Here is a 21,079-nt window from a genome sequence, read left to right as displayed (position 1 = left end):
ATTTGATCAGTCACCGAAGGTGCAACAACGAACAGGGTCGGGATTAGTCCCGAGTCACGTCACAAGGCCACACCGGAACGCGATCAACGATGCACTCACGCGGTTGGGCACACCCAGCTTGCCGAACAGCGAAGATATATGCGTCTTGACGGTGGTCTCACCGAGGTACAGCCGCTCCGCGATGACACTGTTGGCCGCGCCTGTCGCCAGGATTGTCAGCACTTCGCGCTCGCGCTCGGTGAGCGAAGCGAGCGGAGTCTGATCGGGCGCTTGCCGACGCGGCGACGAGGCCACGATGGCGCGCAGAGAATCGCAACTGAACAACGAGTGGTCCGACGCCACTACCCGCACTGCCTGCTGGAACGCCTGCGGAGCTGCGTCCTTGCTCAGGAAACTGTGCGCGCCCGCCTCGACTGCCTGCACAACCATGTCGTCGACGTCGAAGGCGGTCATGGCAATGACCTTCGGCGGATTGCTCATGGTCATCAATTCGCGCGTGGCCTCCAAGCCGCCGACCCGTGCCATTTTCAGATCCATCAGCACCACGTGGGGACGAAAACGAGTGACCTTGGCTGCGACCTGATCGCCGTCCTCGGCCTCGGCAACCACCACGATGTCCGGCGCTGCTTCCAGGATGTCCTTCATCCCGCGCCGAACCCACGCGTCGTTGTCGACGATCAAAACTGTGATGCGCGAGTCAGCGTCCATAGTGCGCTCAGATTACCCAGAGCCCCCGACAGTTGGAGGGTGGGAGGGCTACGACGACCAGGGCACCCAGCAACTGACGAGGAAATCGTCCCCCAACGCGCCTGCCTCCACCTTGCCACCGATCTCTCGCGCCTGTTCGGCCAACCCGCGTAGGCCGGATCGAGAACCGATCGACGTCATGGGTGCAAGCTCGCTCAGCTTGTTGCGTGCGAGGATGCGGATTCCGTCGTGCGGCGACCCGGTCACGGAAATGACGAGCATCTGGTCGCTCGCGTACTTCTGGACGTTGGTCAACGATTCCTGAACGACGCGATAACAGACATGCCCCGCCAACATTCCGACATCACCCGGGAGCAACTCGGATTCGAGACGGCAGTGGATGCCTGCCGCGCGTGCACTGTTGACCAGGTCACCGATCGCGTCGATCCCCTGGTGCCCACCGTGTTCGCGGCGATCACCGCTTCCCCTGAGCACTCCGACGATTCCCTTCAATTCGTCCAAAGCCTCGTGTGCGGTGGTTCTGATCATCGCTGCGGTGTTGACGACCTTCTCGGGATTGTCTGCCGCGCTGACCTGCAACCCGCCGGCGAACAACGAGATCCGGCTCAAACTGGCCGCGATCGTGTCGTGCATGTCGCGAGCGATCCGCGTTCGTTCCTCGGTGCGAATCATCTCGTCACGCATCACATCGGTTTTCTCGGTGGCCAGATCCCGTACGTGCTCTGCCTCGACGAGTTCGGTTCTGGTCCGAATCAGGAGCGAGAGCGCCACGACAATGCCGACCATGACGGCAGCGACGAGCCACGGGATCCAGATGGCGACGTCGTATTGAACAACCACCGAACCGTCTTTGGGTTTCGCGGTGCCCATCGTGAGAACGGAGTACTCACGATTTCGAAAAGCGTCGTAGGTCAACGAAATTCCGCACACGACGAAGACAGCTGCCGCGGCTGCTGCAAGCCGAGGCCCACGCGCGATCCGAGCAACGGCGAACAACGCGATGAGCGCCGCCGTCGCATCGGTGGGGAAGAACAGCGGGCCGACCAGCGTGATCGCCAGAACCACCCAGGGATGTTGATGGCGCCAGACAAGCGATATCCCACCGGCCACGCCCAGGACGAACCCGATCCCGACCAATGCCGGTGGCATATTTCCCGACGCGCCTGCGATGCCCACCGTCATGAAGGAACAGAAAAGGCTGAACGCGACGGCGGCGGTAGTCCATACGCGTCGTCGCACAACGGTTCCTTTGGTGGTGATCACCGGGCAAGCGTATCCACCGCCACCGACGCCTCGAATCAGCCGAACGGGTGGACGAACCGTCAAGCTCCGACCGAAAGGATGAGGCTCCCCGATCTTTCGACCGAAGCGGTGAGCGGTCCCCACATCGTTGACTTGTGCCATACCAACTCTCGAAAGGCGCACATCATGCGATCACTCCGTACTCCCCTCGCCCTCCTCGCCGTCGGCGCAGCCCTGTTCGCAACCATCGCCTCGGGCGAGACCGACGAAGCGAAGAAGGTCGACGACAACGGTTCTTCCGCCGCACCCGCGGCCGCCTTCGGCATCGGTGACGTCGTCGAACTGGGCGACTGGCGCGTCCAGGTACACGGCGTTGTCGATCCCTATGTCTCGACCAATCAGTTCATCACCGCGGATCCCGGAAACCGCTACGTCGTGGTCGACACCGAGGTCACCAACAACAGCGACAAGCCGTCGACTGTGTCATCGATGATGTGCTTCGAACTGCAGGACTCGACCAACAAGTCGTACAACATCACGTTCACCGACAGCAGCACGTCGAGTGTCGACGGAGAGCTTGCGCCGGGTGCAGCCAAGCGAGGCGAATTGGCGTACGAGGTCCCCGAAGCCGCCACCGGTCTTCGCCTTCAGTTCAAGTGCGACCTGTTCTCGTCCGGCTCGGCAACCATCAACCTGTCGTGAACCGCCCGGGCGATCTGCTGCTGAGTCCGTGGGCGCTGGTCTCGGTGTCCGTCATCTTGGTCAACGACCACGTACTCAAAGGGGCATTCGGGAACACGATGACGGGCAAGCTGTCCGACGTCGCCGGCGTGTTCCTGTTTCCCTTGCTTCTGCTCTCGGTTCTCGAGGTGCTCAGACGAAAGCTGGCGGGGCGAGCAGCGATCGCCTGGTCCATCGCGGTCACGGGCATCGGCTTCGCCGCGGTGAAGACGGTCTCGCCGATCGGCGACGCGTACGAGTGGGTGATCGGGTTTTTCCGCTGGACCGCAGGAGGATTCCGCGGCGAGCTCTTGCCGATCGTGGTCTTTCGTGATCCCTCGGATCTGTGGGTGCTCCCGATATTGTTCGCAAGCTACCTGGTCGTCACACACAACCGCACTCGGGCGCCGCAGGGGGCGCCCGAGCACGAGGTGATCAGTCCAGTGCCGCATCCAACGTGATGTCGACGCCGGTCAGTGCCTTGCTGATCGGGCACGTTTCCTTGGCCGCCTGGGCAACCTTGGCAAAACCGTCGGCGTCGAGGCCGTCGACCTCGGCGCGAACGGTGAGCTTGATTCCGGTGAGCTTGAAGCCGACCGTGTCGGGGCCCAGCGACACGTCTGCGGTGATGTCGAGGCTCTGCGGGGTTCCGCCGGCCTCGGCGATCAGTGCCGACAACTGCATCGCGTAGCAGGACGAATGTGCCGCGGCGATCAGTTCTTCGGGGCTGGTGGTTCCGCCGGCTTCCTCAGCTGCGCGCTTGGGGAACGACACATCGAAGGTCGCGACACCCGAGCTGGTGAGTTCGACCTGTCCCGACCCGGCTTCGAGGGTGCCGTTCCAGGCGGTGCGTGCGGTACGAGTTGGCATTGCTGTCCCTACTTCCGTCTTCACATGATTCGGTGAACGCCTTGCGATCACGAACCTACCCGCGATACGTGAAGTCACACCTACTGTTTCGGACTGCGCTACCCCAGGAGAGTCGCGGTCAGCAATTTCTCGACGCGTGCTTGCGCGGAGTTCTCCGAGGAAAAGTGCACGATCCTGCCGATGTCGAACACCAGACCAAGCGCCGCGTGGACGAGGAACCGCGCTTGGACGATCGTCAACTCCGGCCGCGCCTCGACGCACAAGTGCGCCCACTCCTCCACGTTGAGCCGCTGGATGTTCCGCAACTCGGTCCGCGACCGGTCCGGCAAGCTGCCGATCTCGGCGAAATAGACTGCCAACAGTTCGCTTCTGCCGAACGACACCTCGACGTACATCTTGGCCAATGTCTCTACGGCCGCGAGTGGTGTCTCCGACTCCGCCAACGCCGAACCCAACGTCATCGTCAGGCGATCGGACGCCCGGTGGAAAGCCGCGGCGAGTAGATCGGCCTTGCTCGCGAAGTGCCGGTACACGCTCGACGCGTTGATACCCGCTGCGGCGCCGATCTCCTCGATACTCACGTCGTGATAGCCGCGCTGATAGAACAGCAATACGGCTTCCTGAAGCAGCACTTCACGTTTCGACGTCCGGGCAAGGCCGGGTTTGCGTTCGGGCGCCTGTTTCTTGCCGCCGCCCTTCGCACCAACGGGCAACTCGACGCCGATCACCGACCAACAAGCTGTGAGAATCAACGATTCGATCTGCTTGGCGGACAACGCCGATCGATGACCGGTGATACTGGCGATCACGCTGAGCACAGCCGGTGCGATCAACTCGACGTCGGCCGGGTCCAGTTCCGGGCGCACTGCGGCCAACGGCTCGGCAATCCGAAGATTGAGCGTGCGCATTCCCTCCCGCAATTGCTCACGATCCTCGTCGACCAGGTACCGGCCCTCCCAACGGTAGAGCCCTCCCCTACGCCGATTCTCGATCGTCGCGCGGATGACCCCCACCATGGTGGAGTTCAACTGCTCGCGTGGATCGTCGTTTCCGTGTACCGCGGGATCGCTGGCATCCAGCAACGCCTGGGTCAGGTTGTTCACGGTGTAGACGAACAGCGCGTATTTCGTGGGGAAATGACGATAGAGGGCCGGCCCGGAGATTCCGACCTTCGCTGCGATCTCGTCGATGCCGACCGCGTGGTAGCCACGTTCACTGAATGCCTCCGCGGCAGCGGCCGCGATTTGGGCCTTCCGATTCTTCGGACGCGTTCGTGGTGCAGAGCCACTGCCGCTCACGGAGACGCGTGTCTGTCCGGGCACCTGACCCTCCACTTCCGTTGCTTTCTTCCACTGCCTTCGTCCGCTGCACCGCACTTCTACGGGCGCGAGTCCGAACGGACCATGTTAACCGTCGCGAAGGTCGCAATTCGCGCCCGGTACGGCTTCACCCGAAACCCTACAACGCGGCTGTCACGGCGGACGGATTCCGGAAAAAGAGTCTTGACACCCGCTCTCACACCGGTGTTATGTTAGTGATGATTCGCACAAACTTGCACGCAGTCCGCTGGCGGGCTCGTTCCATGCAGCGCAGGATTTTTCTTCGCCTGCAATAGGGTTCGATGCCGATTGACCGATCGTAAGAAAGTAGTTGTGAGCAGATGATTCGCACTCGCTTCACCGAGATGTTCGGCGTAGACCATCCGATCGTGCAGGGCGGCATGATGTGGGTAGGACGCGCAGAACTTGTTGCGGCCACGGCCAATTCCGGCGCCCTGGGGTTCCTGACCGGCCTTACCCAACCCACTCCGGAAGATCTCGTCAAGGAAATTGCTCGGACCCGCGATCTCACCGACAAGCCTTTCGGCGTCAATCTCACGATTCTGCCGTCGATCACGCCGCCGCCGTACGCCGAATATCGCCAGGCGATCATCGAATCCGGGATCAAGATCGTCGAGACGGCCGGTTCCAATCCGATCGATCATCTTCCGCATTTCAAGGACGCGGGCGTGAAGGTGATCCACAAGTGCACTGCAGTTCGTCACGCGGTCAAGGCCGAGAGACTGGGCGTCGACGCCGTCAGCATCGACGGCTTCGAATGCGCCGGACACCCAGGTGAAGACGACATACCAGGGCTGATTCTGATTCCGGCGGCCACGCAGCAACTCACGATTCCGGTGATCGCGTCAGGCGGAATCGCAGATTCCCGCGGACTCGTCGCGGCGCTTGCGCTCGGAGCAGACGGCGTCAACATGGGAACTCGATTCATGTGCACCGTGGAATCTCCTGTAGCACAATCGGTTAAAGAGCAGATAGTCGCCAACACCGAGCGTGACACCAAGCTGATTTTCCGGACTCTGCACAACACCGCACGCGTAGCAGCGAATGCGATCAGCGCCGAAGTCGTCGACATCGAGGCGCGCGGCGACGCGCAGTTCAGCGACATCCAGCATCTGGTCGCCGGGGCACGCGGGCGCAAGGTCTTCGAAGACGGCGATCTCGATGCAGGCATCTGGTCCGCCGGGCAAAGCCAAGGGTTGATCAACGACATCCCGACCGTCGCCGACATGATCGACCGCATGGTCTCGGAGGCCGAACACCTCATCACCTCACGGCTTTCCGGATTCGTCACCGCTGTGAGCGCGGCATGACCGCCACCGCTGAGACGGGCTTTCGCTCCGAAATCACCGACGGTGTACTGCGATTGACCTTCGACCGCCCGAAGCGGATGAACGCGATCGACCTACCCACGATGACTGCTTTCGCAGCCGCCGTCAGAGAGGGCGGCGCAGACCCGAGAGTTCGTACCATCGTGATCACCGGATCCGGTCGAGCGTTCTGCACCGGAGCCGATCTTGCGGCAGCGGCCCTCAACCCCGCAGACCCGAAAGTTGTCATGGATGCGGCGACTTCTCTGATTCGCGCCATCACCAGCGCCCCGGTCCCGGTGATCGCCGCGGTCAACGGCCCGGCAGCCGGCGTCGGAGTGTCCATCGCCCTGGCCGCGGACCTGACGTACGCAGCATCGAGCGCCTATTTCCTCCTCTCGTTCGTCAACATCGGCCTGATGCCCGACGGCGGCGCCAGTGCGCTGGTGCCGGCAGCGATCGGACGTGCCAGAGCGGCCGAGATGGCATTGCTGGGCGAGCGGGTTTCCGCCGAGGACGCAGAGCGTTTCGGGCTCGTGTCCCGCACCATCGCAGACGACGCGTTCGACGCACTCGTCGACTCGGTCGTCGATCGCACGTCGAAGGCTCCCCGACGCGCACTCGAACTCACCAAGCGCGCACTCAATGCAGCGACGCTGGACCGCCTCGATGCCGCGTTGGAGCTCGAAAATACCGGTCAGGCAGAACTTCTCACCGGTGACGACTTCAAAGAAGGCGCGATGGCGATGCTGCAGAAGCGCGCACCGCACTTCAAGTAGTCGTTGCGAATTTTCGTTAACAAAACCACTGTGAGAATCGACGGCTCACTGTAGCCTGAGTCACACAATCACCCACGCATGAGAGGAACCCATCGATGGCCTCCACCGATGCAGTCTCCGAGGCGCAGCGTTCACGCCGCACCAACTGGAACAATCAGATCGCCAGGCATGCGCAGATGATTCCCGATCGCACCGCGCTGCGATTCTTGGGCGATTCCATCACCTGGAGCACCCTCGACGCACGCGTCGAGAAGCTGGCAGACGCTCTAGCCCGACGCGGCGTCAGCTTCGGCGACCGCGTGCTCATCCTGATGCTCAATCGCCCCGAATACCTCGAGATCGTGCTCGCGACCAACGCATTGGGCGCGATAGCTGTTCCGGTGAACTTCCGTCTCACGCCACCCGAGATCGCGTACCTGGTCAACGACTCCGGCTCCAAAGTCATTGTCGCCGAGGGACCATTGGCTCCACTGGCCGGAGCGGCGCGTGCCGCGTCAGAGGGTATCGACATCTCCATCACCGTAGGCGCCCCCGCCGAGGGTGACAGCCTGAACTACGAGGACCTGATCAGCGAGGCGGGCGAGCCGCACGCGTTCGTCGACATCCCGGACGACACTCCTGCACTCATCATGTACACCTCGGGAACCACCGGTCGCCCCAAGGGTTCGGTGCTCTCCCACTCCAACCTGTCTTCGCAAGCATTGACCTGTATCAGGGCCTTCCACCTGTTCAATGCCGATTCCATCGGCTTTTGCGCGTCGCCCATGTTCCACATCGCGGCCCTCGGTTCCATCGCGCCGAGCCTGCAACTCGGCACGACCACGGTGATCCATCCGGTCGGCGCATTCGACCCTGGTCAACTACTCGACATTCTCGAAGCCGAGAAGGTCACCAGCTTGTTCCTCGTGCCCGTGCAATGGCAGGCCGTGTGCGCAGTGCAGAAGGCGCAACCTCGAGCACTGTCGCTGAAGAACATCTCGTGGGGCGCCGCACCATCGTCCGATACCATCCTGCGGGCAATGGCCGAAACCTTCCCGGACGCATTCAATGTCGCAGTCTTCGGTCAGACCGAGATGTCGCCCATCACTTGCGTTCTCGACGGTGAGGATGCGATTCGCAAGCTCGGATCCGTCGGTCGGGTCATCCCGACCATTTCGGCCAGGGTCGTCGACGAGAACATGGACGACGTGGCGCCCGGTGAAATCGGTGAAATCGTCTACCGCGGGCCCACGATGATGAGCGAGTACTGGAACAACCCCACCGCCACCGCTGACGCCTTCCACGGTGGATGGTTCCACTCCGGCGATCTCGTTCGAGTCGACGACGAAGGCTTTGTCTACGTCGTCGATCGCAAGAAGGACATGATCATCTCCGGCGGAGAGAACATCTACTGCGCCGAAGTGGAAAACGTTCTCTACGAACACGAATTGATCGTCGAAGCGGCCGTCGTCGGTCGCCCCGACGCCAAGTGGGGTGAGGTGCCGGTAGCGATCGTCGCGATGGCGCCAGGTTCAGCCGTGGACCTGACCATCGAGGAACTGAGCAGCTTCCTCAATGATCGTCTCGCGCGTTACAAGCACCCGAAGGACATCGTCGTCGTGGAAGCGCTGCCGCGCAATGCAAGCGGCAAGGTCGTCAAGGGCGAACTGCGAGAGAAGGTTCGAGCGGTCGACGCAGTTTCCTGACTCCACACGCAAACGGGTGGCACCGCCAGCGGGGTGCCGCCCGTTTGAGTGTGCCCGTCAAGCGCTCTGCGAATGCAACTTCCGATGCAGTTCTCGCACCAGCGGAACCAACTCCGGCACCGGACCTTCGACCGGGACGTTCGGCGCAACCTCGTTGACGGACAGAGACTTCACCGGCGCCGGGGCCGCACCCCACTCCGCGAGCCAGTCGCCGAGTTGAGCCGAAGAGCAGATGTAGACGATACGTCCGAGGCCCACCCATGCGTGCGCAGCCGAACACATCGCGCAGTGCTCTCCCGAGGTGAATACCGTTGCCGTCGAACGCTCTTCCGGCGTCAGATACTGAGCCGCCCACCGAGCCAGCTCGAACTCGGGGTGGCGGGTGTTGTCGCCGCCCGCGATCCTGTTTCGATCTTCCGCCAGAAATGTTCCGTCGGCCGCTGCCAGGACGGAACCGAAAGGTTCGTCGCCGGCATCCAATGCTTCCGTTGCCAATTCGACGCAACGACGCAGGTGACCCAGTTCGATGTCGTTCATGTGTACGCCCTCTCCCGTGATACACGAAACGGGCGGCACCGGTGAGGTGCCGCCCGTTCGTTACTTACTCTGCTGTACTACTCTGCTGCGCTTTCGCTTTCGCCGGCCTTGGTCAGCTCGATCGGCGGTGCGTCCGGCACGTCGATCGGCTTCTTGGTGGGCGTGAACGTGAACTTCGCGTCCTCTCCCGAGCCTTCGCCGTCCCAGTTCTCGACGTCGACGAGCACGATGTGGCCGGGTCCGATCTCTCCGAAGAGGATCTTCTCGGACATCTGGTCCTCGATCTCGCGCTGGATGGTGCGACGCAGCGGTCGTGCACCCAGTACCGGATCGAATCCGCGCTTGGCCAGAAGCGACTTGGCCTTGTCGGTGACCTCCATGGCCATGTCCTTGTTCTTGAGTGCCGCCTCGACGCGAGCGAGCATCAGGTCGACCATCTGAACGATCTGCTCGTTCGTGAGCTGATGGAAGACGACGATGTCGTCGATACGGTTCAAGAACTCGGGACGGAAGTGCTTCTTCAGCTCGTCGTGCACCTTGAGCTTCATGCGCTCGTAGTTCGACTCCGTGCCCGTTCCCGAGCTGAAGCCCAGGCCGACTGCCTTGGAGATGTCCGACGTACCGAGGTTGGACGTGAAGATCAGCACCGTGTTCTTGAAGTCGACGGTACGTCCCTGACCGTCGGTGAGACGGCCGTCCTCGAGCACCTGCAGGAGGGTGTTGTAGATCTCCTGGTGTGCCTTCTCGATCTCGTCGAACAGCACAACGCTGAACGGCTTGCGGCGCACCTTCTCGGTGAGCTGGCCACCCTCTTCGTATCCGACGTACCCGGGAGGGGCACCGAACAGACGCGAAGCGGTGAAGCGGTCGTGGAACTCGCCCATGTCGATCTGGATCAGAGCGTCGTCGTCGCCGAACAGGAAGTTGGCGAGCGACTTCGCGAGCTCCGTCTTACCGACACCGGACGGGCCGGCGAAGATGAACGAGCCCGAGGGACGCTTGGGATCCTTCAGACCTGCACGCGTACGACGGATCGCCTTCGAGACGGACTTGACTGCCTCTTCCTGGCCGATGATCCGCTTGTGCAGTTCCTCTTCCATGCGGAGCAGACGAGTGGTCTCCTCCTCGGTGAGCTTGAAGACGGGGATACCGGTCCAGTTGCCCAGAACCTCGGCGATCTGCTCGTCGTCGACCTCGGCGATGACGTCCAGGTCGCCCGCACGCCACTGCTTCTCACGCTCAGCGCGCTGAGCAACGAGGGTCTTCTCCTTGTCACGCAGGTTCGCAGCCTTCTCGAAGTCCTGCGCGTCGATCGCGGACTCCTTCTCGCGACGCGCGTCGGCGATGCGATCGTCGAATTCGCGCAGGTCCGGCGGTGCAGTCATCCGACGGATGCGCATTCGCGCGCCCGCCTCGTCGATGAGGTCGATCGCCTTGTCCGGCAAGAAGCGGTCGTTGATGTAGCGGTCGGCCAGCGTCGCCGCTGCCACGAGAGCACCGTCCGTGATGGAGACACGGTGGTGAGCCTCGTAGCGGTCACGAAGACCCTTGAGGATCTCGATGGTGTGCTCGACGGTCGGCTCGCCCACCTGAACGGGCTGGAAACGACGCTCGAGAGCGGCATCCTTCTCGATGTACTTGCGGTACTCGTCGAGAGTGGTAGCACCGATGGTCTGCAGCTCACCGCGGGCAAGCTTGGGCTTGAGGATGGAGGCCGCGTCGATAGCGCCCTCGGCCGCGCCCGCACCAACGAGGGTGTGCAGCTCGTCGATGAACAGGATGATGTCTCCGCGGGTGTTGATCTCCTTGAGAACCTTCTTCAGGCGCTCTTCGAAGTCACCGCGGTAACGGCTGCCGGCCACGAGCGACCCGAGGTCGAGCGTGTACAGCTGCTTGTCCTTGAGGGTCTCGGGGACCTCACCGTTGACGATTGCCTGAGCCAGGCCCTCGACCACAGCGGTCTTACCGACACCGGGTTCACCGATGAGAACCGGGTTGTTCTTGGTACGACGCGAGAGAACCTGCATGACGCGCTCGATTTCCTTCGAGCGGCCGATGACCGGGTCCAGCTTGCCTTCGAGGGCAGCTTGCGTCAGGTTGCGACCGAACTGGTCGAGCACGAGCGAGGTGGACGGCGTGCCGGCCTCTCCGCGGGTGCCACCGGTTTCGGTGGGCTCCTTGCCCTGGTAGCCCGACAGCAGCTGGATGACCTGCTGGCGGACACGGTTGAGATCGGCACCGAGCTTGACCAGAACCTGGGCTGCTACGCCCTCACCCTCACGGATGAGACCGAGCAGAATGTGCTCCGTACCGATGTAGTTGTGTCCGAGCTGCAGCGCTTCGCGCAGACTCAGCTCGAGGACTTTCTTGGCGCGCGGTGTGAAGGGGATGTGACCGGACGGAGCCTGCTGGCCCTGGCCGATGATCTCCTCGACCTGGCTGCGGACTCCCTCGAGGGAGATACCCAACGACTCCAACGACTTGGCTGCAACACCTTCGCCCTCGTGAATGAGGCCGAGAAGGATGTGCTCCGTGCCGATGTAGTTGTGGTTGAGCATCCTGGCTTCTTCTTGAGCCAGGACAACAACGCGCCGCGCGCGATCGGTGAACCTCTCGAACATCGCTCTCCCTCACACTCTCCGGCGGGCAGGTTCGAGACCGGATGTCTCGTCCCTGGTCGCCGCGTTTCGCTCCGGCACTACAGACTGATCGCCTCGCCGGTCAGCGGACTGACGTCCACGAATCGACAAAGGTTGCACGACCCCACTTATTACTCTAGAGGGCGCGAAGTCCACCTGCTGCTCCTCCACCCGATTGGCGGCGGAAGCCGGACTGCTTACCGTTCACAACGTCGCAGCTGAGGGAATCGTTTCCCGGTTCCTGTACGCCTGAAGCGAACAGCGATTTTCGACGCCTGATCAGCCGAATATCGGGAGTACCCGAGTGCACGGCACCTCACGCGGATTCGACGGATCCAGCGCGTTGAGCGTCAGAGTCGCCGTTCGCTGCGACGCCACCAACGCGATGTGATCCGACAGGTCCTGCTCGCAACCGTCCTGAACAACTATGTTCGACGCGTTCGACGCGGCCAGTATTCCGCTGCTGTACGGAACGACTACCTGATCGAACCGAGTCACGATGTTGGTGTACTCGACGTCATCGGAGTAGACGCCCGCGTCGCGCAGTTCGGTCACGAAGGTGGCGTTGTCGAAATCCGGTCCCCCGACGCCTTCCGGCGGCCCGACCTCCGAGCCGTCCCACAACGGAGCGATGGAGACGATCTTGGAAACCTTCGCGTCGCCGCCGAGGAACTTGGCGTAGTACGCACTGACCGTCGTCCCCTGAGAGTGTCCGATCAGGTCGACCTTCGAGGCACCCGTCGCAGAAAGAACGTCATCGACGAAGTCCGACAGCTGCCCTGCGCTGTCTCCGAGTGGTGCGAGACCGCCGGCTGCGGAAATCGGCCACGGCTGGTCCGTTCGATTCCCGAAGGTGAGCGCGAAAACGCAGTATCCCTCGTTGGCCAGTACAGGTGCGAGTACACCCCAATTGGTCTGACGGTTGGCCGCCGTCCCGTGCACCAGGACGACTGGATCAGGATGAGCAGCGGAAGGCGTGCACGAGAAGTCGTTGGTGCCAGGGGCCGATCCGCCCGGGTTGGTCGCTTCGAGGGCGATTCCGCTGAAGAAACCGGACGGAACGGGAAGAGGTTCGTTCGCCGACGCAAGAGGTGTGGCGGTCGCGGCCACGGCCCCCGCCAGAGCGAGCGCACCCACGCATGTTCGAATCCCCACCGAAGGCCTCCACATATTGATCAACCCACGACGGGCAATACCGAGTTGCACGGTACCGGCCGCTGATGCGCGGGATCGAGTGCATTGAGAGCAAAAGTCGCCGCGCGCAGCGATGCCGCGATGGCGAGATGATCGGAGATGTCTTGCTCACAACCGTCCTGGACGACGATGTTGGTTGCGTTCGGCCCGGGCTCCAGCCCATTTGTATACGGCAGCACCAGTTCGTCGTAGCGCGTCGTGATGTTCGTGTAGTGAACGCCCGGCGCGTAAACGCCTCCCGCACGGAGATTTTCGATGAACTCCGAACCGGCTCCCATGTTCAGGCACGCCTTGCAGATCGGGAATCCTGCCTGTGCCGCCTCGGATACCCCGAGTTCGCGAAGGCTGCGGCCGATACTTGCCTGCTCGTTTCCGAGGGTTCCCTTCCACAGCGATGCCACCGAGACGATGTTGTCCACTTTGTCGGCACCGCCGAGGAACTTCGCGTAGTACCCGTTGATGATCGTGCCTTGCGAATGCCCGACGAGATCCACCGACGTTGCGCCCGTAGCGCCCAGAACTTGATCGACGAAATCCGACAATTGTGCTGCGCTGGAGGGAATTTCCTGCATTCCACCGATGGCCGACAACGGCCACGGCTGCTCGGGGAAGTTGCCGTACGTCAGCGCGAAGACGCAGTAGCCCTCGTTGGCGAGCAACGGCGCATAGGTGGCCCAGTTGGTCTGCCTGTTTCCACCCGTTCCGTGAACGAGAACAACCGGATTGGGATGTTCGGCAGTAGGTTTACACGAAAAGTCATTGGATCCAGGAGCTGAACCGCCAGGATTTCCCAACTCCTGAGGAACACCGGCAAGGAAGGCATTGGGCACGGGCAACGGGGCCTGAGCCGAAGCCACGGAGGTGAACCCGACAAGCATCATAGCGGCAAGAACCACGCCCCCGAACAACCTGATTCTGTGCACGACCGACTCCTCTGCGAGAGATGCGAACCGTGCAGACGCTAACAAACTAGAACGCGTTATCAATCCGTTTCGGCAAAATGCGCCCGAATCCATTCGCGATCCATTTCAGACGGCCTTTTCGTAGGCACGGCGCACCTCGGTGGAAATACGACCGCGGGCCGAAATCTCGAAGCCCGCACCCTTGGCCCATTCGCGGATGGCGGCACTCTGATCGCGGTCCGCAACGGGACGGGATTTGGTCACCGCTCCGTTGACTGATTTGGCGGAATTCGACTTTCTCGCATGAGGAATCCACTTTTTCAGTGCATCGCGCAGTTCCGCGGCGTGGGCGGCGGTCAGATCGATTTCGTAAGCAACTCCGTCGACGGAAAACTCCACAGTTTCGTCCGCGGGCGATTTTTTGTCCAGATCGTCAACCATCGTGACAACAACCTTTTTCACCACGACCATTCCTCCCCAGATCCTTCGATAAGCAGCGACAATAGCACCTGGACAAACGTCCTGTCTTGGCTCGTCCGGATGATTGGGACTGATCTCCGCCGGGTATGCCAGTCGACTTGTCTTGCGACAAAGACAGTGCCGATACATTCCTTGCGGCGCATCGGGGGATGCATCCAGACGGGGGAGAATCATGACAGACGACGACTCGAGACAAGACCTCTACCGAGCGCAATCTTCGCCTCCAAGAACGGCACTCTCGCCAGCATCGCTTACAGCGGACCCACGAATTTCACCATCTCCGGACGCCCTGCGATCCGGTACACCGCAACCGTCACAATTATCCCGGCGGACAACGAATGCGATCCGCCCTCAGCACAATTCGATGTCATGACCACACCCGGATACTCCACAGCCGAGGTCATGGTCTTCCTTGTCCAGTCGGATCAGGGACTACCTGATGCACTCAACCAGGGCACGATCGACCAAATCATCGCAACAATTCGAAAGTCCGAAACTCAGGCGACCGCATGGATGAATCCTTTGCCGCAGGCGAATGTCGTTGGGAACAAATCGAATCCCAACTACGAGCGCTCCCCGCTGAGCTGATCGAGCTGAAGAATTCACCCAGATTCATCTGGTTTTCGGCACCGCCGATAGCCGACGACGACGCCGACTGTGAACCGTATCGAATACCTTGGGAGTGCCCCAACTGAAAAAGGTTCGGCCGCAACATGTGCGGCCGAACCTTGATCGAAGTAAAGCTAGCGAGCGGACGGACGAACGATCGGGAAGAGGATCGTCTCGCGAATACCGAGACCCGTCAAAGCCATCAGCAGTCGATCGATTCCCATGCCGGTGCCGGTGGTCGGCGGCATGCCCTGTTCCATCGCGGCGAGGAACTCCTCGTCCAGCACCATCGCTTCGTCGTCGCCTGCCGACGCGAGGCGCGCCTGGTCGACAAAGCGCTCACGCTGGATGACGGGGTCGACAAGTTCGGAGTAGCCGGTCGCCAACTCGAATCCGCGGATGTACAGGTCCCACTTCTCGGTGACACCCTTCTTGCTTCGGTGATCACGGGTCAGGGGCGACGTCTCGACCGGGAAGTCACGGACGAACGTCGGCACGTACAGCTGATCGCCGCACTGGTGCTCCCACAACTCCTCGACAAGCTTGCCGTGGCCGTAGCCCTTGTCCTTGGGAACCTCGAGGCCGACCTTCTCCGCCAGAGCGAGAAGCTCGTCGACCGTCGTATCCGGCGTGACCTCGGTGCCGATGGCAGCCGACAGCGACGGGTACATCTCGAGAACCTGCCACTCGCCACTGACGTCGTACTCGGAACCGTCGGCGAGGGTGAGGACCTGCGTGCCGAATGCTTCCTGCGCAACTTCCTGGACGAGCTCACGAATCATCTTCGCGGAATCGTCGTACGTGCCGTAGGCCTCGTACGTCTCGAGCATCGCGAACTCGGGCGAGTGAGTGGAGTCGACGCCCTCGTTGCGGAAGTTGCGGTTGATCTCGAAGACCTTCTCGATACCGCCGACGACGCAACGCTTGAGGAACAGTTCCGGCGCGATACGCAGGTACAGGTCGATGTCGAGGGCGTTCGAGTGCGTGACGAACGGGCGAGCTGCCGCGCCGCCGTGCAGCGTCTGCAGCATCGGCGTCTCGACCTCGAGGAAGCCGCGGCTCTCGAGCGCATTACGCAGCGCACGGACAACAGCGACACGCTTGCGGGCGTTGTCCCGAGCCTCGGGCCGAACGATCAGGTCCGCGTAGCGCTGACGCACACGGGACTCTTCACTCATTTCCTTGTGAGCGACCGGCAGGGGACGCAGCGCCTTGGACGCGATCTGCCACGCGTCGGCCATCACGCTGAGCTCGCCGCGACGGGAGCTGATGACCTCACCGTGGATGAAGACGAAGTCGCCGAGGTCGACGTCGGACTTCCAGGCAGCCAGTGCCTCTTCGCCGACGCCGGCGAGGCTGATCATGGCCTGCAGCTGGGTACCGTCGCCTTCCTGCAGAGTCGCGAAGCACAGCTTGCCGGTGTTGCGCATGAAGATGACGCGGCCGACGACGCCGACCAGCACGCCAGTCGCCGTGTCCGGCTCGAGTTCCGGGTACTCCGCGCGGATCTGCGCGAGCGTGTGGGTGCGATCGACCGAAACCGGGTACGCCTCCTGCCCCTGCGCGAGGATCCGTTCACGCTTCTCGCGCCGGATACGGAGCTGCTCGGGGGTGTCGTCGACTGGCTGGGCTTCTACATCACTCACGGGGTACAAGACTACTGGGCCGTGTCCACCGCGTTTGTTGCTGGTAGCACCGCGGCGACCGCGAGCACGATTCCCGACAGGAGGTACAGCGCAACCCTGACGTGATTCCACACCGTCCAACCCACCTCGTACGACGCCCATGCGGCTGCATCGGCAGCGCTGACCGAGGCAAAAGCGTCGTTGCGGGGGACGTGGTAGATCGCTGTCACCGCGAAGGCCGCGAGCACCCCGACGCAACCGACAACGGCAAGGACCCAGCCGTCCGGTCTGGAGATCGCTGCCCAGATTCCGGTGGCGATCGCGGTGAGCGCCGATCCGACGAGGGGCAGCATCAAGGCGCTCCGCGGTGCTTCGACGTTGATCGCCTGCATCGACGTGATCGCGGCGTGTGCATCGACCGACCGCAGAGCGGGCATTACGAAGGACGAGAACGCGAACAACGCACCACCGGCAACGAGCGCGCCGAGCGCAGTCACGCCGACGAGCAACTCCAAGAAGATCTCGGAATTCTTCACGACCAGACCCCCGTTCGAGCAGCCTCGGCGGCAAAAGTGGTGAAATCTCGAGCGGGTCGTTCCAGGACCTCTTCGACGACGCCGGTCACACTTTGATTTCGTCCGTCGAGAACCTCGGCAAACAAGTAAGTGAGCAACTCCACGACATCACTCGGGACGCCAACTTCTGCCATGCCGTCGGAAAACTGTTGCAGTCCAATTCTTTCGAATGACACCGCACGCCCCGACGCCGCCGAAATCGCCTCAACCGCCTCCGCGAAGGTGAGCAACTCCGGACCCGTCACCTCGAGAACTCGGCCGAGGAGGTCGGTTCGAGTCAATGCGGCGACCGCCACGTCAGCGAGATCGTCGACGTCGATGAACGGCTCCCCCACTTCACCGACCGGAAGTGCCAGGTGGCCTTCCCGAATCGGATCGAGTAGATACCCCTCACTGAAGTTCTGGGCAAACCAACTGGCCCGCACCACAGCCCATTCCAGACCGGTGTCGGCCAGAACCTGCTCGGCTTTCTGCGCCGCCGGTTCACCGCGCCCGGACAGGAGCACCATGCGACGAACCCCTTCGCGGTACGCAAGCTCAGCGAGTTCCTCGATGTGGGTGCTCGATTCCGGCACTGCGAGGTCCGGCGCATACGTCACATATGCCACGTCGACGCCGGACACTGCAGGCTGCCACGTCGTCTGATCGTTCCAGTCGAAACGCGTCCCGGATGTTCTCGACGCGATTCTGGTACGGATTCCCACCGCCGTCAGCCTCTGCGCAACGCGCGCACCGGTCTTGCCGGTACCACCGATCACTACTGCCGATTGAATGTCGCTTGTTGTCGTCATGAACTCATTCGATCGCGCGGCGGCAATACGATCCATAGCTGAAGGTCGCAAAAACATACGTCAGCGTCTACCGTCGAAACATGGATGCATTGTCGATGATGCTGGCCGGATCGCGGGCGGAGGGCGCTTTTCTGCTGCGCTCGCTGCTCGATCCACCGTGGTCATTACGTATCGAAGACCACGCACCGATCACCGTGCTGGTTCTGGTTCGCGGCACCGCAGTTGTCGTGTCCGACACCGGACAGACCGAAGATCTCGAGGCCGGCGACATTGCGCTCCTGCGCGGCCCCGATCCCTATACGGTCGCCGATCACCCGGACACCCCGGTCCACGTACTCATCGACGAGGCACAAAACTGCGCCGCGGTCGACGGATCACCACTCGAGGACATGTCAGTTCTCGGCGTTCGCACCTGGGGCAACTCGACCAGCGGCCAGACCGTCATGCTCACGGGCACATACCGTTTGGACTCTTATGTCAGCCGTCAGATCCTCGACAGCCTGACACCCGTCGCGGTAGTGCGACGCAGCATCGAAACCGCGCCGATGACAAACCTTCTGGAACAACAGATCGCCGCCGACGGGCCAGGGCAGGAAGTGTTGCTGGACAGGCTCCTGGACCTGGTCCTGATCTCGGCGGCCCGTACGTGGTTCGCCGAGAACCCGAATCGATCACCGCGATGGATCAAGGCCTACGAGGATCCCGTCATCGGGCATGCCTTGCGGCTCATACACAATCGGCCGGAACACCCCTGGACGGTCGCGAGCCTGGCCCAGGAGTCCGGCAGCTCACGAGCGGCCTTCGCACGCCGGTTCACCGGTCTCATGGGGATCGGACCCGTCGGCTATCTGACCGAGTGGCGCTTGTCGGTGGCGGCAGATCTACTCGCAGACCCGGCACGAACGGTGTCCTCGATCGCGCGAGAAGTGGGCTACTCGAGCCCCTTTGCGCTCACGACGGCCTTCACCCGCCATCACGGAATGAGCCCGAAGATTTACCGCCAGACCCGCTGTGCGCCTTTATTAACCGCCCGCGGTTAATAAAGGCGCACAGCAAATACCTCAATGAGCCGAAACCGCCGCCAACTCGCGGGAGCAATGACGAACTCCGCTGAGCGCGCCGAGCAGTCCGGCGGCCTTGATCGCCTGGTACCCGCCCACGAGATCGGTGGCCTTGTGCAGACCCAACTGCTGCAACGACGCTGCGGCCAGGCTCGAGGTGTAGCCCTCGGAGCAGACGATTACCCACTCGACGTCGTGGTCGGTGGCCAACGCGAGGTGTGCGCTGCTGGTGGGGTCGAGACGCCACTCGAGAACGTTCCGCTCGATCGCGAGTGCACCGGGGAGGGTTCCCTCGATGGCGCGCTGCGCCTGCGGGCGAATGTCGACGAAGATCGCGCCGCGATGGAAGGCTTCGGTGAGCTGGAAGACGTACATACGATCGATCTGTGCGCGAGCGTCGTCGAGCATTTGGTCGATGGTCATTTGGTGCCCCCCTCGGGCAGGTCGGTCAGCTCGGTACGGGTGCGACGAAGAGTCCGGTGATCCGTCACTTCGTAGAAGGACATTGCCGTCAGCGGCGGCGAGTAAGCGTGAACACTCAGAGTCGGTGCATCAGAGCTGATTTCGATCGGAGCACCAGGAACATCCGTCGAACGCACGACATCGTGAACCCAGCCGAGCGGGAAAGAAGCCTGATCGCCGGCGTCGAGCTGGCGTTCCACCAGGGCGTCACCGGCCCAACGGAATTCGGTGAGAGAACCACTGAGGACGGTCAATGCGCCGAACGAACCTGCGTGGTCGTGCAATTCGGTGTTGCGTTCGGGTACCCAGCTGATGAGCCACACATCGACGTCGTCGTCCGCATGCAGGCGAGTGGACCAACGATCGAGCGTCGGGAAGGCGTCGGGAATGAGGTGGTCGAAACGGCCGTCGAGCACGCCGTTCGCTCCCTCGTCGGTCAGTCGCAGCAAATCGGCCGGGCGAAGGCGGGTAGGCAACGACGCACCACTCGGACGGCGTCCGGACGCCCCACGATTAGCGCTACGACCTGCGGAAACAGCACGATCAGCAGCGAGAGTAGGGGTCAAAACAGAGAGATCTGCAGAATATGTGGATAGCACGAGCTAGCTCCAAGGAATGTGAATTGGTCAAGGCAGCGGTCAGCCTCGACAACACTCCTGAGCACCCATGCAGCGATTCACGAGCACCATTGTGGCATAACTTTTGCAATCGCGAAACTGCTGGAACGAAACCATCGATCAGGCGACCGGTCGTCGACCGGATCCACGACGCGCCTGATTGCGCTCGAAGACCAACCTCAGCCCCTCGAGAGTGAGGTCCCGTTCGAGGTGATCGATAGTGTCGGATTCGGGAATGATCAGCGGTGCGCTGTCCCCGGTTGCGATCACGGAGACGTCGTCACCACCGAACTCCGGCAGTTCGTCGCGTACGCGGTTGACCAATCCGTCAACGAGGCCGGCAAAGCCGAATACCGCACCGGACTGCATGCATTCGACGGTGTTCTTGCCGACCACCGAACGCGGGCGCACCAATTCGACCTTGCGCAGCGCAGCGGACTGCGACGCCAAGGCATCGGTCGAGATCTCGAGTCCGGGCGCGATGCAGCCGCCCAGAAACTCACCCTTGGCGGAAACGACGTCGACACAGGTCGACGTACCGAAGTCCACGACAATGCACGGACCCTCGTAAAGATGGTGAGCGGCAAGACTGTTGACGATCCGGTCGGCTCCCACCTCTTTGGGGTTGTCCACCAGCAGTGGCACACCGGTGCGAATACCCGGTTCGACCACCACGTGGGGAACGTGACCCCAGTACCGCTCCAGCATCACGCGGATTTCACGCAAGACGGACGGCACTGTCGACAGCGCCGCAACGCCGGTGATCTCATCGACATGAGTACCCAGCAGCCCACGGAAGGTCAACGCCAACTCGTCGGCAGTCATCCGAGGGTCGGTTCGCATTCGCCAGTCCTGCAACAGCTTCGAATACTCACCAGTCCCGGAAAACAACCCCAGAACGATATTGGTGTTCCGCACGTCGACCGTGAGCAGCAT

General features: G+C 62.2%; 22 protein-coding genes. 7 read left to right on the top strand and 15 right to left on the bottom strand.

Annotation, left to right across the window (positions count from 1 at the left end):
• Positions 1–54 precede the first annotated feature (54 nt).
• Together FEZ59_RS03265 and FEZ59_RS03260 are read right to left on the bottom strand one after the other, a co-directional pair.
• Entirely contained in the window at positions 55–708 is a 654-nt protein-coding gene (locus FEZ59_RS03265) for a response regulator transcription factor (protein WP_021342792.1), read from the bottom strand.
• A gap of 48 nt (positions 709–756) precedes the next feature.
• Positions 757–2,112 carry a histidine kinase gene (locus FEZ59_RS03260; protein WP_069146920.1) on the bottom strand — a complete coding sequence of 452 codons (1,356 nt, stop codon included), beginning with the start codon at positions 2,110–2,112 and terminating at the stop codon, positions 757–759.
• Between the two features lie 24 nt (positions 2,113–2,136).
• On the opposite strand from FEZ59_RS03260, the gene FEZ59_RS03255 reads away from it, so the two are divergent.
• Entirely contained in the window at positions 2,137–2,652 is a 516-nt protein-coding gene (locus tag FEZ59_RS03255) for a DUF4352 domain-containing protein (protein WP_019746807.1), read from the top strand.
• Positions 2,649–3,131, top strand: a complete 483-nt coding sequence (locus tag FEZ59_RS03250; protein ID WP_019746806.1) for a hypothetical protein — start codon at positions 2,649–2,651, stop codon at positions 3,129–3,131. Before FEZ59_RS03255 ends, FEZ59_RS03250 begins: the two co-directional genes overlap by 4 nt.
• On the opposite strand, the gene FEZ59_RS03245 is transcribed toward FEZ59_RS03250, so the two are convergent.
• Complete coding sequence (locus FEZ59_RS03245; RefSeq protein ID WP_003945839.1) at positions 3,106–3,540, bottom strand: OsmC family protein; 435 nt, start codon at positions 3,538–3,540, stop codon at positions 3,106–3,108. The genes FEZ59_RS03250 and FEZ59_RS03245 overlap by 26 nt on opposite strands.
• Before the next feature lie 98 nt (positions 3,541–3,638).
• Positions 3,639–4,862 carry a TetR/AcrR family transcriptional regulator gene (locus FEZ59_RS03240; protein WP_172932236.1) on the bottom strand — a complete coding sequence of 408 codons (1,224 nt, stop codon included), beginning with the start codon at positions 4,860–4,862 and terminating at the stop codon, positions 3,639–3,641.
• A 338-nt stretch (positions 4,863–5,200) separates the two neighbouring features.
• Here FEZ59_RS03240 and FEZ59_RS03235 point away from each other — a divergent pair, with 338 nt between their 5' ends.
• The 3 genes from FEZ59_RS03235 to fadD5 all read left to right on the top strand — a co-directional run bounded on the left by FEZ59_RS03235 (position 5,201) and on the right by fadD5 (position 8,651).
• The gene (locus tag FEZ59_RS03235; protein ID WP_019746804.1) at positions 5,201–6,190 is read left to right on the top strand and encodes a nitronate monooxygenase family protein; all 990 of its coding nucleotides are present in this window, start codon (positions 5,201–5,203) and stop codon (positions 6,188–6,190) included.
• Complete coding sequence (locus FEZ59_RS03230; protein ID WP_133727742.1) at positions 6,187–6,966, top strand: enoyl-CoA hydratase; 780 nt, start codon at positions 6,187–6,189, stop codon at positions 6,964–6,966. Before FEZ59_RS03235 ends, FEZ59_RS03230 begins: the two co-directional genes overlap by 4 nt.
• 95 nt (positions 6,967–7,061) lie before the next feature.
• Positions 7,062–8,651 (top strand): fatty-acid--CoA ligase FadD5, encoded by a 1,590-nt coding sequence (gene fadD5, locus FEZ59_RS03225; RefSeq protein ID WP_030534800.1) that lies wholly within the window; start codon positions 7,062–7,064, stop codon positions 8,649–8,651.
• Positions 8,652–8,708: 57 nt separating this feature from the next.
• Here fadD5 and FEZ59_RS03220 read toward each other — a convergent pair whose 3' ends face one another.
• The 5 genes from FEZ59_RS03220 to FEZ59_RS03200 form a co-directional block, all read right to left on the bottom strand.
• Positions 8,709–9,188, bottom strand: a complete 480-nt coding sequence (locus FEZ59_RS03220; protein ID WP_019746801.1) for a nucleoside deaminase — start codon at positions 9,186–9,188, stop codon at positions 8,709–8,711.
• 77 nt (positions 9,189–9,265) lie between these two features.
• Entirely contained in the window at positions 9,266–11,809 is a 2,544-nt protein-coding gene (locus FEZ59_RS03215; protein WP_003945604.1) for an ATP-dependent Clp protease ATP-binding subunit, read from the bottom strand.
• 297 nt (positions 11,810–12,106) lie between these two features.
• Positions 12,107–12,964 (bottom strand): alpha/beta fold hydrolase, encoded by an 858-nt coding sequence (locus tag FEZ59_RS03210; RefSeq protein ID WP_030534801.1) that lies wholly within the window; start codon positions 12,962–12,964, stop codon positions 12,107–12,109.
• 38 nt (positions 12,965–13,002) lie between these two features.
• Positions 13,003–13,902 carry an alpha/beta fold hydrolase gene (locus FEZ59_RS03205; protein WP_172932365.1) on the bottom strand — a complete coding sequence of 300 codons (900 nt, stop codon included), beginning with the start codon at positions 13,900–13,902 and terminating at the stop codon, positions 13,003–13,005.
• A 147-nt stretch (positions 13,903–14,049) separates the two neighbouring features.
• Positions 14,050–14,577 carry an Lsr2 family protein gene (locus FEZ59_RS03200; protein ID WP_306674829.1) on the bottom strand — a complete coding sequence of 176 codons (528 nt, stop codon included), beginning with the start codon at positions 14,575–14,577 and terminating at the stop codon, positions 14,050–14,052.
• A gap of 195 nt (positions 14,578–14,772) precedes the next feature.
• On the opposite strand from FEZ59_RS03200, the gene FEZ59_RS03195 reads away from it, so the two are divergent.
• Positions 14,773–14,991, top strand: coding sequence for a hypothetical protein (locus FEZ59_RS03195; RefSeq protein ID WP_172932235.1), 219 nt, complete (start codon positions 14,773–14,775; stop codon positions 14,989–14,991).
• A gap of 155 nt (positions 14,992–15,146) precedes the next feature.
• Here the strand turns inward: FEZ59_RS03195 and lysS are convergent, their stop codons facing one another.
• From lysS to FEZ59_RS03180, 3 genes are read right to left on the bottom strand one after another with little or no spacing between them, the layout of a single operon-like run.
• Positions 15,147–16,658, bottom strand: coding sequence for a lysine--tRNA ligase (lysS, locus tag FEZ59_RS03190; protein ID WP_029254413.1), 1,512 nt, complete (start codon positions 16,656–16,658; stop codon positions 15,147–15,149).
• A gap of 11 nt (positions 16,659–16,669) precedes the next feature.
• Entirely contained in the window at positions 16,670–17,173 is a 504-nt protein-coding gene (locus FEZ59_RS03185; protein ID WP_172932234.1) for an anthrone oxygenase family protein, read from the bottom strand.
• The gene (locus FEZ59_RS03180; protein WP_069147010.1) at positions 17,170–18,003 is read right to left on the bottom strand and encodes an NAD(P)H-binding protein; all 834 of its coding nucleotides are present in this window, start codon (positions 18,001–18,003) and stop codon (positions 17,170–17,172) included. Before FEZ59_RS03180 ends, FEZ59_RS03185 begins: the two co-directional genes overlap by 4 nt.
• An 80-nt stretch (positions 18,004–18,083) precedes the next feature.
• On the opposite strand from FEZ59_RS03180, the gene FEZ59_RS03175 reads away from it, so the two are divergent.
• The gene (locus FEZ59_RS03175) at positions 18,084–19,043 is read left to right on the top strand and encodes an AraC family transcriptional regulator (protein WP_172932233.1); all 960 of its coding nucleotides are present in this window, start codon (positions 18,084–18,086) and stop codon (positions 19,041–19,043) included.
• A 21-nt stretch (positions 19,044–19,064) separates the two neighbouring features.
• On the opposite strand, the gene FEZ59_RS03170 is transcribed toward FEZ59_RS03175, so the two are convergent.
• The 3 genes from FEZ59_RS03170 to FEZ59_RS03160 all read right to left on the bottom strand — a co-directional run bounded on the left by FEZ59_RS03170 (position 19,065) and on the right by FEZ59_RS03160 (position 21,079).
• Positions 19,065–19,487, bottom strand: coding sequence for a rhodanese-like domain-containing protein (locus FEZ59_RS03170; RefSeq protein WP_003945445.1), 423 nt, complete (start codon positions 19,485–19,487; stop codon positions 19,065–19,067).
• Positions 19,484–20,002, bottom strand: a complete 519-nt coding sequence (locus tag FEZ59_RS03165; protein WP_019746792.1) for a cysteine dioxygenase family protein — start codon at positions 20,000–20,002, stop codon at positions 19,484–19,486. Before FEZ59_RS03165 ends, FEZ59_RS03170 begins: the two co-directional genes overlap by 4 nt.
• A gap of 261 nt (positions 20,003–20,263) precedes the next feature.
• A complete protein-coding gene (locus FEZ59_RS03160) occupies positions 20,264–21,079 on the bottom strand; it encodes a type III pantothenate kinase (protein ID WP_019746791.1) in 816 nt (271 codons plus the stop codon).

The sequence above is a fragment of the Rhodococcus sp. MS13 genome (genome assembly GCF_013277835.1).
Taxonomy (GTDB): domain Bacteria; phylum Actinomycetota; class Actinomycetes; order Mycobacteriales; family Mycobacteriaceae; genus Rhodococcus_F; species Rhodococcus_F erythropolis.
The sequence above is the reverse complement of the archived record's forward strand: the minus strand, read 5'-3'. Positions and strand labels throughout refer to the sequence as shown.